12 protein-coding genes are annotated in these 14,275 nt (G+C 65.6%); all 12 read right to left on the bottom strand.

Going from position 1 to position 14,275, the window contains the following annotated elements; translation table 11 throughout:
- Positions 1-615 precede the first annotated feature (615 nt).
- Positions 616-3,138 (bottom strand): ATP-dependent helicase HrpB, encoded by a 2,523-nt coding sequence (gene hrpB, locus IE071_RS13945; RefSeq protein WP_189442003.1) that lies wholly within the window; start codon positions 3,136-3,138, stop codon positions 616-618.
- Positions 3,139-3,240: 102 nt separating this feature from the next.
- Positions 3,241-5,862, bottom strand: coding sequence for a type II secretion system secretin GspD (gene gspD, locus IE071_RS13940; RefSeq protein WP_189442001.1), 2,622 nt, complete (start codon positions 5,860-5,862; stop codon positions 3,241-3,243).
- 3 nt (positions 5,863-5,865) lie between these two features.
- Positions 5,866-6,564 carry a general secretion pathway protein GspN gene (locus tag IE071_RS13935; RefSeq protein ID WP_189441999.1) on the bottom strand — a complete coding sequence of 233 codons (699 nt, stop codon included), beginning with the start codon at positions 6,562-6,564 and terminating at the stop codon, positions 5,866-5,868.
- Positions 6,561-7,214 (bottom strand): type II secretion system protein GspM, encoded by a 654-nt coding sequence (gene gspM, locus IE071_RS13930; RefSeq protein WP_189441997.1) that lies wholly within the window; start codon positions 7,212-7,214, stop codon positions 6,561-6,563. The genes IE071_RS13935 and gspM overlap by 4 nt, the downstream gene beginning before the upstream one ends.
- Positions 7,211-8,398, bottom strand: a complete 1,188-nt coding sequence (locus IE071_RS13925) for a PilN domain-containing protein (RefSeq protein ID WP_189441995.1) — start codon at positions 8,396-8,398, stop codon at positions 7,211-7,213. The genes gspM and IE071_RS13925 overlap by 4 nt, the downstream gene beginning before the upstream one ends.
- Complete coding sequence (locus tag IE071_RS13920) at positions 8,395-9,267, bottom strand: type II secretion system minor pseudopilin (protein WP_189441993.1); 873 nt, start codon at positions 9,265-9,267, stop codon at positions 8,395-8,397. The genes IE071_RS13925 and IE071_RS13920 overlap by 4 nt, the downstream gene beginning before the upstream one ends.
- Positions 9,264-9,923 (bottom strand): prepilin-type N-terminal cleavage/methylation domain-containing protein, encoded by a 660-nt coding sequence (locus IE071_RS13915; RefSeq protein WP_189441992.1) that lies wholly within the window; start codon positions 9,921-9,923, stop codon positions 9,264-9,266. The genes IE071_RS13920 and IE071_RS13915 overlap by 4 nt, the downstream gene beginning before the upstream one ends.
- Entirely contained in the window at positions 9,920-10,342 is a 423-nt protein-coding gene (locus IE071_RS13910) for a type IV pilus modification PilV family protein (RefSeq protein ID WP_189441990.1), read from the bottom strand. Before IE071_RS13910 ends, IE071_RS13915 begins: the two co-directional genes overlap by 4 nt.
- The gene (locus IE071_RS13905) at positions 10,339-10,797 is read right to left on the bottom strand and encodes a GspH/FimT family pseudopilin (protein ID WP_189441988.1); all 459 of its coding nucleotides are present in this window, start codon (positions 10,795-10,797) and stop codon (positions 10,339-10,341) included. Before IE071_RS13905 ends, IE071_RS13910 begins: the two co-directional genes overlap by 4 nt.
- A gap of 3 nt (positions 10,798-10,800) precedes the next feature.
- Positions 10,801-11,226 (bottom strand): type II secretion system major pseudopilin GspG, encoded by a 426-nt coding sequence (gene gspG / locus IE071_RS13900; RefSeq protein WP_189441986.1) that lies wholly within the window; start codon positions 11,224-11,226, stop codon positions 10,801-10,803.
- Between the two features lie 31 nt (positions 11,227-11,257).
- Positions 11,258-12,475, bottom strand: a complete 1,218-nt coding sequence (gene gspF, locus IE071_RS13895) for a type II secretion system inner membrane protein GspF (RefSeq protein WP_189441984.1) — start codon at positions 12,473-12,475, stop codon at positions 11,258-11,260.
- A 1-nt stretch (position 12,476) separates the two neighbouring features.
- Positions 12,477-14,210, bottom strand: coding sequence for a type II secretion system ATPase GspE (gspE, locus tag IE071_RS13890; RefSeq protein ID WP_425503463.1), 1,734 nt, complete (start codon positions 14,208-14,210; stop codon positions 12,477-12,479).
- Between the last annotated feature and the right edge of the window lie 65 nt (positions 14,211-14,275).

Below are 14,275 nucleotides of genomic sequence, written 5' to 3'. Positions count from 1 at the left end.
GTGGCAATGACATGTCGCGCCCTCGCACGACTCTCGTATTTCCATCAGTGCCTTGCGATTCCGCGATACCCGGTAAACCGTTGCTCCCCCTGTCTTTCCTAGAGAACGGTGTCGAGTCATTGCTTGAACGACGTATGGATCCCCCGATCCATGACGCCGTTACGGAACCATCCGCCTTGATGTTTCCCCGCGACGGATCGGGGGAAACTAGTGGCCGCAATAAGGGGTGTCAACCCAGAATTAATCCTATGTGATTACCATCTCACTTTTAATGTTCGCATTGAAATTTCGCATTATCTTGCGCCTCTACTTTCAATTTTCGACTTGGCAAAATCTTATCGCTGCCGATTAATAAAAAAATGCACGCCATGAGATTTACGATTGACGCAGCCGAAACCTCACACCGACAAGCGAGTAATCGATTTCACGAAATGCAAACTGGCAGGTGCCAAAAAAGACCCGCCGATGGTTGAAGGCTCGACGCTTGAACATTATTTCTTGCGATTCCTGCTCATGCCGGTTCGCTGTCGCACATGCTCTGGTGCATGCTCGCAACACGCAGCGGCATCTGATCGCGTGATCGGGATAGCCCGGCTGCCACATTGAAAAGCTGGATCAGCTCCCGCGTGGCTTCGCCCGATGCGTTGGTGTGGCGGTCCACGGGTCGTCCGGCCATGGATGGCGCGGATAACGGCCTTTCAGTTCCTTGCGCACTTCCGGATAGGTGCGCTCCCAGAAACCTTTCAGATCCTGGGTCGCCTGGATCGGTCGACCGGCCGGCGACAGCAGGTGCAAGGTGACCGGAATACGGCCGCCGCCAACGCGCGGCGTATCGGCGAGGCCGAACAATTCCTGCAGTTTCACGGCCAGCACCGGCGGCTCGCCTTCGGCGTATTCGAGCCGTCGGCTCTGGCCGCTCGGCACCGTGAGGCTTTCCGGTGCCTGCGCATCGAGCAGGCGCCGCTGCTCGTAATCGAACAACGCCGCCAGCGCCTGCGACAACTCGTCTGCACCCAATGCGTCGAGCCGATGCTTGCCCTCCAGATACGGTGCCAGCCACTCCTCCAGCGACGTCAGCAAGGCCGCATCGGAAACATCGGGCAGGCCCAGCTCCGGCATCCATGCACGCAGCGCCTGCATGCGCGCGCGCAGTCGCCGCGCATGTTCGCTCCACGGCAACACGTCGAGACCGTTGGCGCGCACTGCCGCGAGCAGGGCTGGCAACGCATCCTGCGGCCGTACCGGGACACTGCGGCGTTCCAGCACGATGGCGCCGAAACGCTGCTCGTCGAACGCTTCGACGGCGGCGCGTTCGGCATTCCAGCGCAACGTGCGTTCACGCGTGAACTGGGCGGGGTAATCGCGCTCCAGCACGCGCGAGTCGAGCGGTGCGGCGGCCAGGATCAGGCTGTCGCGCGCCTCGTAGCGCAGATCCAGCGCGACCAGCCAGGGTTCGCCATGCAGGGCGGTGTTTTCGTGCAGGCGCGCGCCACGGCCATTCGCCAGCGTGTAACGCAACGGATTGTTGTCGTCGCGACGCGCGACACGATCGGGAAACGCGTGCAACAGCAGCTCACCCACACGGTGGCTGTCCGGCATGCCGCTGGCCGCGGTACGGACGTCCAGACGGCGACGCCAACCCTTGCTGGCTTGCTCGATCGCGGCCAGTGCACCGGTGTCCACCTCGCCGCGCGCGGCACTGCCGCGGCGATCGCGCGACGCATGCAGCGCGGCCACCCGCACCCGAAAATCATCGCTGCGCGCCTGTCCGCCACGCAATGGCGAACGCGCCTCCATCAAGGCCAGCAGATCGGCGATCAGTGCACGCCACTCGACCGGCGCACGCCATGCCGCCGCGGCAAGACGCGGCGCGGCGCCCAGCTCCAGCATCCCGCGACCCAGCGCGCTGATGCGGCCATCCGTACCCAGCGCGCCAAGCCGGGTCAGCAGCTCACGTGCCTGCGCCAGCGCACCGACCGGTGGCGAATCCAGCCAGTGCATCGCTTCGATGCCATCAGCCGGGACGCCCCAGGCGGCCAGTTCCAACGCCAGCGCGGAAAGCTCGGCCTGGGCGATTTCCGCGCTGCGCGCCGGTTCCAGCCGCTTGCTCTGCGGCCACAGGCGATACGCCGTGCCCGCCGCCACACGACCGGCACGACCGGCGCGCTGGTCAGCCGAAGCCTGCGAGATGCTGACCGTCTCCAGTCGGGTGAACCCGGAGTTCGGATCGAAGCGCGGCTCGCGCGCGAGGCCGGCGTCGATCACCGCGCAGATACCCGGCAAGGTGATGCTCGACTCGGCCACATTGGTCGCCAGCACGATGCGCCGTGTCCCCGCTTCAGCCGGCGCCAGCGCGGCCTGCTGTTCGGCCAGCGAGAGTTCGCCGTGCAACGCGAGCACCTCGACGTCATCGCGCGTCAACGTCTGCGCCAGCACAGCCTGTGTTCGCGCGATCTCGCGCTGGCCGGGCAGGAACGCCAGCACGTCGCCGTCGTTTTCTTCCAGCGCCTGTCGCGCGATGCGGGCCAGATGATGCTCGATGCTTTCCTGTGTACGTGCCGGCGGATGTTCGATGCGCACCGGGAAACTGCGGCCGGGACTGGACAGCCGTGGCGCATCCAGCCACTGCGCGATGCGCTCGCCATCCAGCGTGGCCGACATCACCAGCAGGCGCAGCTCGGGTCGCAGCGTGGCCTGCACGTCCAGCGCCAGCACGGCGCCGAGATCGCCGGCCAGATGGCGCTCGTGGAATTCATCGAACACGATCGCGCCGATACCGCTCAGTTCCGGATCGTGCTGGATCAGCCGCGTGAGGATGCCCTCGGTGACCACCTCGATCCGGGTTGCCGCGCTCACCTTCGATTCGAAGCGGATGCGATAGCCGACGGTCTGGCCAACCGCTTCACCAAGCTGTTGCGCCATGAACTGTGCGGCGGCGCGCGCGGCAATCCGGCGCGGCTCCAGCATCACGATCTTCTGCCCTTCCAGCCATGCCGCGTCGAGCAGGGCCAGCGGCACCTGGGTGGTCTTGCCGGCGCCCGGTGGCGCTTCCAGCACCAGCCGCGAACAAGCGGCGAGCGACTCGCAGATCTGCGGCAGCAGTGACGTGATGGGAAAAATCGGCGGGGATGCAGTCATCCGCGCCGATGATAACGGCTGCCGCGGGTGGCCCGTGCGACCACCCGCGACAAACTCTCGCTGACTCGGGTCAGCCCGGCGCCACCATCATGCCGATGGCGCTTATCGCAGGCACTCGGCCTGCTGCTTGCGGGCAGCATCAACGGTACCCAGCCGATTGCTGTGCTTGCGCGCCTCGATGATGACCTGCCAGTTGCGTTCGCACAGAGCGCCGCGCTGCGAGCCCTGCTTCCACGACTGCATCGCCAGTTCCTGTGCGGTGGTGTAGTCGGAATGCTGCAGCGCGGTCTCGGCATGCTGCTGCAACTGCTCCGGCCAGCCGGGCGCAGGTGCCGTCGTGGTCGGCAGCGGTGCGATGACCGCTGGCGTTGCAACGGCATGGTCGGCCGATGTGCGCAGCGGTGCCAGCGACTCGAACTTGTCCTGGTAGTCGTCGGTGATCTGCTTGGCATCCTCGGCGCCGCGAATCACCCGCGGCGTGATCAGCACGATCAGCTCGGTGCGTGCCTTGCCGCGGCTGGTGGTGCCGAACAACCGGCCCAGCCACGGGATGCGATTGAGTCCGGGGATGCCGGTATCGGTACCGGACTCGTCTTGCTGGATCAGACCGCCGAGCAGCACGGTCTGCCCGCTCTGCACCGCGACCTGGGTCGCCACGTCACGTTGCGCGATGGTGAAGTTGCCCTGCGAGTTCGCCTGGCCAAGTGTCGAGCTGACCTGCTGATGCACGTTGAGGTAAACCAGGCCACCTGGATTCACCCGCGGCTGCACATCGAGAATCACGCCGGTCGGCAGATAGGTGACATTGCTGGCTGTCGCTTCCGTGCTGCTGCCTGTGCCCAAGCCGATGATCGAGGTCTGGTTGACCGGGATCTGGTTGCCCACCTGGATATGCGCCAGCTGGTTGTTGAGCACGACCATCGATGGCGCCGACAGCGTCTTGGTATTGCCATTGGTCTCCATCGCGCTGAGCGCTACTTGCATCCTGCTGTTGATGAAGGAATAGAACAGCGCGTCGCCGGTGTTGTAGGTATTGCCGCCCGAACCCAGCGCGATCTGGCGATGGCGATACGGCTCGCCGGGCGTGACACTGCCGTCGCTGTTGGTGGTGCTGCCGGTCAGCCCCTGCAGATACCACTGCACGCCGAACTGGAAGTCGCCGGTCAGCGTCACTTCCATGATGCGCGTCTCGATCTGCACCTGCAGCGGCACGTTGTCCAGCTTGGCGATCGCTCCCTTGATCTCCTCCCACTGCGACGGTCGCGCTCGCACCATCAGCTGGTTGCTGCTGTCGACCGAACTGATCTTCACGCTGCCGTCGCTGGAACTGTACTGCTGCTCGTTCGAGCCGCCGCTGCCACTACCGCTGGCGTCAGCCGTGCCGCCCGCGGCGCCCACGCCGAAGCTCTTTCCACCGCCGCCACCCGCGATGCTGCCGCCGAAACCACCGCTGGTACCGGACGTACCCGTGGTGTTGCCGAGCCCGCCAAAGCCGCTTGTGCCCGTCGCACCGGTCATGCCGCCGGCTGAACTGCCGAAGCTGCCGGCGGTACTGCCCATGCTGCTGGCGCCATTGGTGTTGTTGGCACTGCCCAGGGTGCCACTGCTCAGACCCGGCCCGACCTGGCCGCCGTTGTCGCCGCCGCTGCCGGCGCCGTTGGTGTAGATCTGAGCCAGATACTTCGCCAGGTCCGAAGCCTTGATGTTGCGCACATCGTAGACGAACAGTTGCGGCTCGTTGCCGCCGCCACGGTCGATCTTGGCGATCCAGTCGCCCACTTCCTGCAGATATTCCGGCTGGGTGCTGATCACCACGATCGCGTTGGTGCGTGCGATCGGGATGAAGCGCAGCATGCCGGCCAGCGGTGTGTCGCCGCCCTTGCCGAACATGCCGTCCAGCTTCGGCATCAGCTCGCCGACGTTGGCGTACTGCAGGTTGAACACGCCCACCGACATGCCGCGCAGCCAGTCGACGTCGAAGGTGCGCACCATGCTCTGGTAGTTGGCCAGTTCTTCCGGCGTACCGGACATCACCAGCAGGTTGCGTGCCTGATCCACCAGCAAGGTCGAGTCCGTCCGCGCGAACGGCTTGATCAGCTTCTGCATCTCGGTGGCCGAGATGTAGCGCAGCGGGAACAGCCGTGCCTGCAGGCCACCCTGCGGTGCCGAGGCGCCGAGGCTCGGCACCAGATTGCCGGCTACCGCTTCCTTCTCCGGCATCACCACATAGCCGCCGTTGCGCTGCACCAGCGCGTTATGCGTCCACGACAGCAAGGTCTCCAGGATCGGCAACGCCTGGCTCGAATCGACCGGCTCCGAGGTGGCGAACGAGATATTGCCCTGCACGCCCGGCACGATGGTGTAGTTCTGTTTGAGCAGGTCGCCGAGGATCGCCTTGACCACCGCCTGCACCGGCTGGTTCTCGAAGTTGAACGTCACCGCGCCGTTACCACTCGCCGCCGGACGTGGCGTACTCAGCGCACTGGGCCGGATGAACTGGCCGCTGCCGTGACTGACTTCGGCTTGCGCCGTGGCCTCGCTGCCGCTGCCGGTGTCGTTGTTCAACGGTAGCGGCGCCGGCACCGGCTTGTGCGTGCCGGCCATCGCCTCGCGCTGCAGCGCGCCGTCGTCATGCGGCTGCGGCAGGCTGGCACAACCGGCCATGCCCACGACAACGGCAAGTGTGGCGGTGCGCAGGACTTGCTGGGTGAGCGTGCGGAACATGGATCAACGTACTCCTTCATTGGCCGCGGCGGCACGGGCAGCCCGACGTTTCTGGATACTCTGGCGCAACCGCTCGGCGGCCGATTCTGCGGCGGGGTTCGGCGCGGACTGTTGCGGCGGCGTACCCATTCCCGCAGCCCCCGGCTCGACGCGCATGATCGTACCGGCACCCGGACCTGCATTCGCAGATGAGGCTGCAGTCGCAGCCGTCGTGTTGTCGTCGATCAGAGCGCCAGCTGGCAGCTTCAGTTCGGTGCGGCCCGCGGACGAATCGAACAGTGCCGAGCGTGGACGCACCTCGACCAGCTTCACGCTGCCATCGGGCAGCGACTCGCCTTCGTGCAGGCGTACCTGCTTGTCGCCGTTCTTGTCGTGCAGCAAGGCCATGTGCAGATCGGGCGTGAGGATGATGCCGGTCAGTTCGAGATCACCGAGGTTGCTGCCACCATCGGCCGCATGCGCCACCGGTTTGCGGTCGGGGCTGAACAGCGGTTTCTGCCAGACCAGCGCAAACTGCTGCAGCGGCAACGGCTGCGGCAGATCGGCCGGATTGCCAACCGGCGGCAACGCGGCGAGCGCGCGCGGCGCATCCCACTGCGCACCGCGACCGATGCCGCTCAACAGCAGCAACAACACGGCGCCGAGCAGTGCCGCAATCGCTGCCAGAATCGGCGTCAATTGGCGTTGGTTGGCGGCGTTCATGGCGTCGCTCCCGCGCTAACGGGCGGCTCGCTGGATGACGCAGGCGCGGGCGCGCTGCGCGCTGGCCGCACATAGCCGGACAGAGTGAACTGCACTTCCAGCGGCGCCGCATGATTCTGCTGCGCCGCCACCGGATTGCGATAGATGCCGATATCGTCGACAAACAGGTACGGCGTGCCCTGTTCCAGCGCTTGCAGCACGGCCGCCAGCGGCTCGACGTCGCAGCTCAGGCTGATGCTTACCGCCGCCTTGCGGTACGGCTCACCGGCACTGACGGGTGGATTCGGCAACGGCATCTTCTGACTTACCACGCAGCTGCCGCCCTTCGTGTTGCTGGCGACCACGTCGACCACGCGCTGCATCAGATCGGCCGCGGCCGTGTTCGGATCATCCGCCGCCAGGAACGCGCTGCTGGCGGCCTGGCCGGCGCCGAGCGTGGCGATGCGCTGCTGCAAAGCCGGCTTCTCGGCGATCGCGGCGGCGTAGCGGCTGTGGGTATCCCGCAGGTCGGCCATGTCACTGCGGATCTGCTGCAACGGCGCCACGAACCACCAGTGCAGCAACACGAAATAAGCCAGCAGCAAGGCCAGCAGCAACAAACCGATCGCCACGATGCGGCTGTCGCGCGGATTGAGTGCAGTCATCTTCATGGCGCACTCCCGCTGCTGGCCGGAGCCGGCGACTTCGCCTTGCCGGCGGTGGGCTGATGCACCCGCGCGGTCAGGTAGAAACGCTCCTTGCCGGTGGTTGGATCCGGCTGGATGCTGCCCTGGAAACTGGCATCGGTGATCAGCGTGGAGTCCTTCAAGGCGTCGAGCAGTTTCGTCGCCTGCTGGCTCTGCCCCTGAAAACCGATCTGGCCGGTGTTGTCGACGCTGAAACGCTCCAGCCACGCACTGTCCGGCAACCGCGCGGTGGCTTCCTGCAGCAGGCTGAGCATGCTGACGGTGTTCTTCTTGCGCTGGGCCAGGAAACCGGCCGCGCCGGCGTTGTCCTGCAGCTGCTGACGCAGCGCGACCACCTGCTGCGCCTCGCTGCGCATGCTGTCGACCTCGGCCTGCATCTGGCTGAGTGCCGCCTCGCGGTTATGCAGCCACGCGCTGAGCACCAGCACCAGCAACAACACGCAGGCGCCAGCCAGCGCCAGATTCAGGCGCCGGCGCGGACGCGCGCGATGCGGCGTCTGTTCCGGCGACAACAGGTTGACGCCGAGGCGATCGTTCGCCACCGCCACGTCCACCGCGTCGATCGAAACGCCTTGCGCATGCAGACGCGCCAGCAACGGATCCAGCGTGCCACGGGTGACCGCCACCAGCTCCGCGTTGAAACGGCCCGCAGCCGCTGGCGTGCCCAACTCGCGCACGGCGTAGTACACCTGTGCCATGTTGAAGGGCGTCTGCCGGTCCATCTCGAACCCGACGACCTGTCGCAGGTTGTCGCGCGCGGCCAGCGGCAACGCCAGCGGACGGCGCAACACGACGGCGCCCGGCATCAGCAGCGCCAGGCGCCGATCTTCGCGATCGACATGGCGCAACGCGGCGTCCAGTGCAGCCGGTGGGAGGTGCGCATCGCCGGTTGCGACGTCGACGCTGTCGTCCCAGCTCGCCAACGGTTCGGCGTAACCACAACGGCGCAGCGTCCATTGCGCCGCGACCTCGGAGTGCTGCAGCAGATGCCAGTCCGCGCCACTGCCGAACCAGCCGCGCCAGCGCAACGGCAGCAGATTGCGCAGCTCGCCACCCCACCAACCCAGGAATCCCGGCAACGGCGAAGCCCGCCAGCCGCGGCGTACGCGATCCATCAACGGCTGCAGCGACTGCGTTGCCGTACTCATTCTGCCTCACCCTCCTGCCAGCGCAGCACCACGTACGGTTGTGCGCTCCCCTGTCCCGTCAAACGAATCGTGGCACGCAGGACGGCGTGCGTGCCGTCGGCCAGCGTGGCCTCCGACCGGATACTATGCGTTGTTCCATTGCCGAGAGCCAGACTTGGGTCGTTCGCCTGCCGGCTGCGTGCGGCCTGGATCGCCACCAGCTGTTCCGGCGTCATCCCCGGAATCGCGGCCAGCGCCAACGGCGGCGCGGTATTCGGGTTCGGGCTCGCGGTGCCCGACCAGATCGTTACCACCGGCTCCAGCTGCCGATACAGCGCCGGCGTGATGCCAAGCACCATCTGCAACTCCTCGATGCTGGCAAACGACCCATGGCGAGGACCGTAGTCGCGTCCGGCCCCCACATACTTGGCACGCTCGGTATCAGCCTCATCGCCGAGGCTGGCCGGACTGTGCCAGTCCACCACACGATCAGCCAGCACCTGCGCATCGGCCGGCTTCAACCCTGTGGCATGGAACAGTGCCTGCAGTACCTCGGGCGTAGCGGTGTTGAGATCGACCTTGCCGCTCTCGTCGATCGCTGACAGCGAGATCGTGGCGTTGTCGTATTGGAAGGTGTAAGGCCGGCCGTCGCCGATCCAGCGCTGCTTCGCCACCGGATCCTGCAAGCCGTAGGCGGCACGCATCAAGCCGGCCTCGGCGGCGTAATGCGCCTGAGTCTGCGCAAACTGATAACGCGCCTGCAGGCCTTCGGTACGCGCCAGTGCGGCATAACCGCCGAGCAGGATCGCCAGCAAGGTGCATGCCCACAGCACCAGCAACAGGGCGACCCCGCGCTGATTCGCACGACGCGGCAGCGACTGCCATCTCATGGCGTGCTCCTGCCGCGCAGACCCATCCGCTGCAACACGTTGGGCTGTACCGGATTGACCCGCAACGGCACGTCCAGTTGCGGCCACTCGACGTTGCCGGGCGACTGCAGCTTGATCCGCACCAGCTGCGGCAGCACCCTGCCATCGACCCATGCCGTTACCCACGGCACGGCGGCGCCCTGACCATCGACACCGCGATAACTGAAGCTGCCCTCCTTGATGTGATCGAGCAGCACCTGCGGCTCACCCAGCGGCTGCGGTGGCCTGCCGTCCGGCGGCAGCAAGGTCAGGCTCAATTCCAGCCGCAATCCGTCATGACCGTCGTCGACCAGCTGCAGCCGCTGCAACTGCGGCCCGAGCTTGCCGAGATAGCCGGGCAGCGGCGCGACATAGCGCATCTCGTGCGCGCTGCCGACGAAATAGATCGGCTCGCCCTGATCGGTATGGCTGATCGGCTGGGTCAGGCTCTGCGCCAGCTCGCGCCGCAGGAACTGCTGGGCCGAGCGGATCTGATCAAGCCGTTCGATCGCGGCGGTGCCCGAGCGTACGCTGTGGGTGGCGGTGCGAATGCCCGAATACACGCCGACCAGCAACAGCGCCAGCAGCACCAGCGCGGCGAGCACTTCCAGCAACGTAAAGCCGGCGGCACGCTTCATGGCGCTGCCTGCATGCTGTTGGCAGCGTCCGGACCGCCCAGCCGCAAGGTACGGAAGTGCGCCGAACGCGGATGCGCCAGCGGCCCCCACAACACGTCCAAGTCCAGCTGATAGAGATGCAGCGATACACCCGGGGCAGCGTTGCCGGTCTGGTTCCATGGCGTCACGTTGAGCTGCCAGCGGTACTGCTGGTCGAATTTCCCCGAACTGCTGCCCGACTTGATCGGTTCACCCACGAACACGCTGTCGAGCAGGCTGCGCGCGCACATCGCGGCCTGGCTGTGTTCGGCCGCGTTGTGGCTCAGGCTGATCGATGCGCCGGCCACTTTCATCAACGCGGTGAATGCGATCGCCAGCAGCATGATTGCCGCGATCACCTCGAGCAGGCTGAAGCCCTGCTGCCGGCGTATGCCGTTCATCGCACCGCCACCGTGTCGACCACACGCACTTCACCGGTCAGCCACGACACGTTGACATGCCACTCGCGCTTGCCACTCTGCAAGGTGATGCGCCCGCCGGTGGAACTGCCGTCGGGGAAGAAGCGGATGCGCCCGGTGTGATCGTTCGGCTGGTCTTCCTTCGCGCTGGTGATGCTGACCTTCAACCCCTTCGGCAGCCGCACGTCCTGCTGCTTCACATTGAGGTAGCTGTTCGTGCGGGTGTCGATATCGAAGTGCTGTTCCTGCCCGCGCACGATCGCCTGCGCGCGGGTGGCACGCAACGCACCCGCCAGCTCGCTGCTGGCGGCGCGCACGCGCGCGCTGGCCAGCCCCTGCGTCACCGAGATCGACACCGCTGCCGCCGCAATGCCGATCAACAGAATCACCGCCAGCATTTCGAGCAGGGTGAAACCGCGGGCGCGCGATGCCTTCATGGCTTACTGCCAGTTACCCACGTCCTGGCTATAACCGTCGCCACCGGGCTTGCCGTCCTGACCGTAGAAAATCAGGTCGAAATTGCCGTGCTGGCCCGGGTACTGATAGCCGAAGGCATGTCCCCACGGATCCTTCAGCTCGGACTCCTTCGCATACGGCCCCTGCCAGTTGGCCGCGTTGGCCGGCTTCACCAGCAGATCCTCCAGCTGCTGCGGCGGCGCGCCGTTGTCGAGCGCGTAGTTCTCGATCTTCTGGCTCAGCGTCGTCAGCTGTGCCTTGCCGGCGCCGTACTTGCCCTTGTCGACGTTCTTGCCGACCTGGGTCACCACTACGGCACCGATGATGCCGATCAGCACGATCACCGCGAGCATTTCGAGCAGGGTGAAACCGGCGTTCAAGCCGATGCGTCGTGGTTGTCTGTACTGCATGGGAATCACCTCAAATCTGCGAAGGGAATGGCTATTGGATATTGCTGGTCAGGCTGAGCAGCGGCAGCAGGATCGCTGCCATGATGATCGCCACCATCACCGTCATCACGATGGTCAGCGCCGGCACCAGCGCAGCCAGTAAACGATCGATCGCGCGTTTGGACTCAAGTTCAAATGTATCGGCCACTTTCAGCAGCATGGTGTCGAGCTGGCCGGCTTCCTCGCCGACCTGCACCATCTGCATCGCCAGCCGCGGGAACAGTTTCGACTGCCCCAGCGCGAAGCTGAGCCCGGCGCCGCCCTTGACCTGTTCGTGCGCCGCGCTCAACGCCGTATCCAGCGCGAGATTGCCGGTGACCTGGCGCGCGATGGTCAGCGCACTCAACAGCGGCACGCCGTTCTTCAGCAAGGTGCCAAGCGTGCGCGCGATCCGCGCCGTCTCCACCTTCAGCAGCAGCGGACCGATCAGGCGCAAGGTCAGCAACTTGGTATGCCAGGCGAGCCGCGCGGCCGGTTCGCGCAGACGCGCGCGCCAGACGAACACGCCACCACCAATCAGCAGCAGGATCAGCCACCACCACGTCTGCAGCGTGTTGCCAAGTATCAGCACGGCCTGGGTGATCCACGGAATCGGTACCTGCATGTCCTCGAAGATCGGCACGAACTGCGGCACCACGTAGGCCAGCAGCAGTACCAGCGAACCGAGCACGCCGACCATCAGGAATGCGGGATAGATCAGTGCATTGACGATGCTGCCGCGCATCGCCTGCGCGCGCTCCAAATAATCGGCGAGCCGGCGCAGCGTTTCCTCCAGCGAACCACCCGCCTCGCCGGCGCGCACCAGGCTGATGTACAGCTTGGGGAATACGCCATGCTCTTCATCCAGTGCCGAAGACAAGGTGTTGCCGCCGCGTACACGATCGCGCACGCGCTCGATCAGCTTCTTCGCGCTCTCGCTCTCGGGCAGGTCGAGCAGGATGCTGAGCGCGCGATCCAGCGGCTGGCCGGCACCGAGCAAGGTCGCCAGCTGGTGGGTGAACTGGGCCAGCTGATCGCCCGTGAACGGACCGCGCTTGAACAACGCCGCGAGACCGCTGCCGCCGGCCGCACCATCGGCTGGCTGCGCTTCCAGCGGGGTATGGCCCTGATCCTGCAGACGCCCGATCACTTCCTCGACGCTGGCCGCCTCCATCTGGCCCTGCAGCATCTCGCCAGCGTCGTTGACCGCCTTGTAACGGAACTGCGCCACGTCAGCCTTCCTGCGTCACGCGCAGGACCTCTTCCAGCGTGGTGATACCAGCCACGGCCTTGGCGATGCCGTCCTCGTACATTGTGCGCATGCCTTCGGCACGTGCCTGCCGTTCGATCTCACCTTCGTTGGCGCGTTGCATCACCAGCCGGCGCAGCGGGTCGCTCATGGTGAGGAATTCCATGATCGCGCGGCGGCCGCGGTAACCGCTGGGATTGGCTGCGCTACTGCCGGGTTTCCACAGCCGGATCGGCCGCTCGTCGGTGTATTTCTCCAGTTCGAATTGCGCGATCACTTCCGGCAAGGCCTCATAGGCAATCGCGGTTTCCGGATCGAGCCGGCGCACCAGCCGCTGCGCCAGGATGCCGTTGATGGTCGAGCCGAGCAGGTAATCCTCCACGCCCATGTCGAGCAGGCGCGTGATGCCGCCGGCCGCGCTGTTGGTGTGCAGCGTGGACAGCACCAGATGGCCGGTGAGCGCGGACTGGATCGCGATGCGGCAGGTTTCCAGATCGCGCATTTCGCCGATCATGATCACGTCCGGGTCCTGGCGCATGATCGAACGCAAGGCGCCTGAAAAATCCAGCCCGATCTGCGGCTTCACCTGGATCTGGTTGATGCCTTCGAGCTGGTACTCGACCGGATCCTCGACCGTGATGATCTTGACGTCGTTGGTGTTGATCTGCGACAGCGCGGTGTACAGCGTGGTGGTCTTGCCCGAACCGGTCGGACCGGTCACCAGCAGGATGCCGTGCGGCTTTTCCAGCACATCGACGAAGCGCTGTTTGAAGCTGTCGGTGAAGCCGAGCGATTCGAAATCGAACACCACCGATTCGCGATCGAGGATGCGCATCACCACCGACTCGCCGAAGCTGGTCGGCACGGTCGACACGCGCAGATCGAGTTCCTTGCCCTGAACGCGCAACTGGATGCGGCCGTCCTGCGGCAGGCGGCGCTCGGCGATGTTCAAGCGCGCCATGATCTTCACGCGCGAGATTACCGCCGCGGTGGATGACGACGGCGGCGCTTCCACTTCATGCAATACGCCGTCGATGCGGTAGCGCACCTTCAGTCGGTTCTCGAACGGTTCGATGTGCACGTCGGACGCGCGCTGTTCGACCGCGCGCTGAAGAATAAGATTGACCAACCGGATGACCGGCGCCTCGGAAGCCAGATCACGCAGGTGCTCGACGTCATCCTCTTCGGCAGCGCTGCCATCGAGGTTCTCCACGATCGTGCCCATCGCCGAGCGGCCGCTGCCGTAATAACGTTCGATCAGGCCGTCGATTTCCGAACGCAGGCCCACCCGCAACGCCACCGGTCGACCGGCAGCAAGCTCGACCGCCTGCCGCGGATACGGATCGGCCGGATCGGACACGATCAAGGCCAGTCCATCCACCTCGTCGTGTACCGGCACGACATGCTGCTGCTTGAGAAAGCGCAGCGATATGTCCAGATCGGCCGGCGGCATTTCCGGCGCATCGCGCGCGGACAGCAGCGGCACCTGCAGCAATTCGGCCCACGCTTCGGCCAGGTCACGCTCGGACACCAGCCCGAGCGTGGCCATCAAGGTGGTCAACGTGCCCTCGGACGATTCCTCGTGCAACCGGCGTGCGCGACCCAGATCGCTGTCTTTCAGACGACCACGCGCAACCAGCCATGCGCAGACTTCCGCCTCGCGACTGTCCGGCATCTTGTCTGCCCCGCTGGTCACCGGCTCAATGGCTGCCGACATCCATCCACCCCACTCAAGTTCATGCGATTGCCCCGTCAACGCCCCCCGACGCTCACGCGGCAAAC

This window comes from Rhodanobacter panaciterrae, assembly GCF_014651895.1.
GTDB lineage: Bacteria > Pseudomonadota > Gammaproteobacteria > Xanthomonadales > Rhodanobacteraceae > Rhodanobacter > Rhodanobacter panaciterrae.
Note: the sequence above shows the minus strand (reverse complement) of the source record. Positions and strands in the feature narration are given on the sequence as shown.

Coding starts and splice junctions, on each gene's coding strand:
- IE071_RS13935 (WP_189441999.1), bottom strand. CDS start 6,564: ATGAACGCCGCCAACCAACGCCAATTGACGCCGATTCTGGCAGCGATT.
- IE071_RS13920 (WP_189441993.1), bottom strand. CDS start 9,267: ATGAGATGGCAGTCGCTGCCGCGTCGTGCGAATCAGCGCGGGGTCGCC.
- gspG (WP_189441986.1), bottom strand. CDS start 11,226: ATGCAGTACAGACAACCACGACGCATCGGCTTGAACGCCGGTTTCACC.
- IE071_RS13910 (WP_189441990.1), bottom strand. CDS start 10,342: ATGAACGGCATACGCCGGCAGCAGGGCTTCAGCCTGCTCGAGGTGATC.
- IE071_RS13915 (WP_189441992.1), bottom strand. CDS start 9,923: ATGAAGCGTGCCGCCGGCTTTACGTTGCTGGAAGTGCTCGCCGCGCTG.
- IE071_RS13925 (WP_189441995.1), bottom strand. CDS start 8,398: ATGAGTACGGCAACGCAGTCGCTGCAGCCGTTGATGGATCGCGTACGC.
- hrpB (WP_189442003.1), bottom strand. CDS start 3,138: ATGACTGCATCCCCGCCGATTTTTCCCATCACGTCACTGCTGCCGCAG.
- gspE (WP_425503463.1), bottom strand. CDS start 14,210: ATGTCGGCAGCCATTGAGCCGGTGACCAGCGGGGCAGACAAGATGCCG.
- gspM (WP_189441997.1), bottom strand. CDS start 7,214: ATGAAGATGACTGCACTCAATCCGCGCGACAGCCGCATCGTGGCGATC.
- IE071_RS13905 (WP_189441988.1), bottom strand. CDS start 10,797: ATGAAGGCATCGCGCGCCCGCGGTTTCACCCTGCTCGAAATGCTGGCG.
- gspD (WP_189442001.1), bottom strand. CDS start 5,862: ATGTTCCGCACGCTCACCCAGCAAGTCCTGCGCACCGCCACACTTGCC.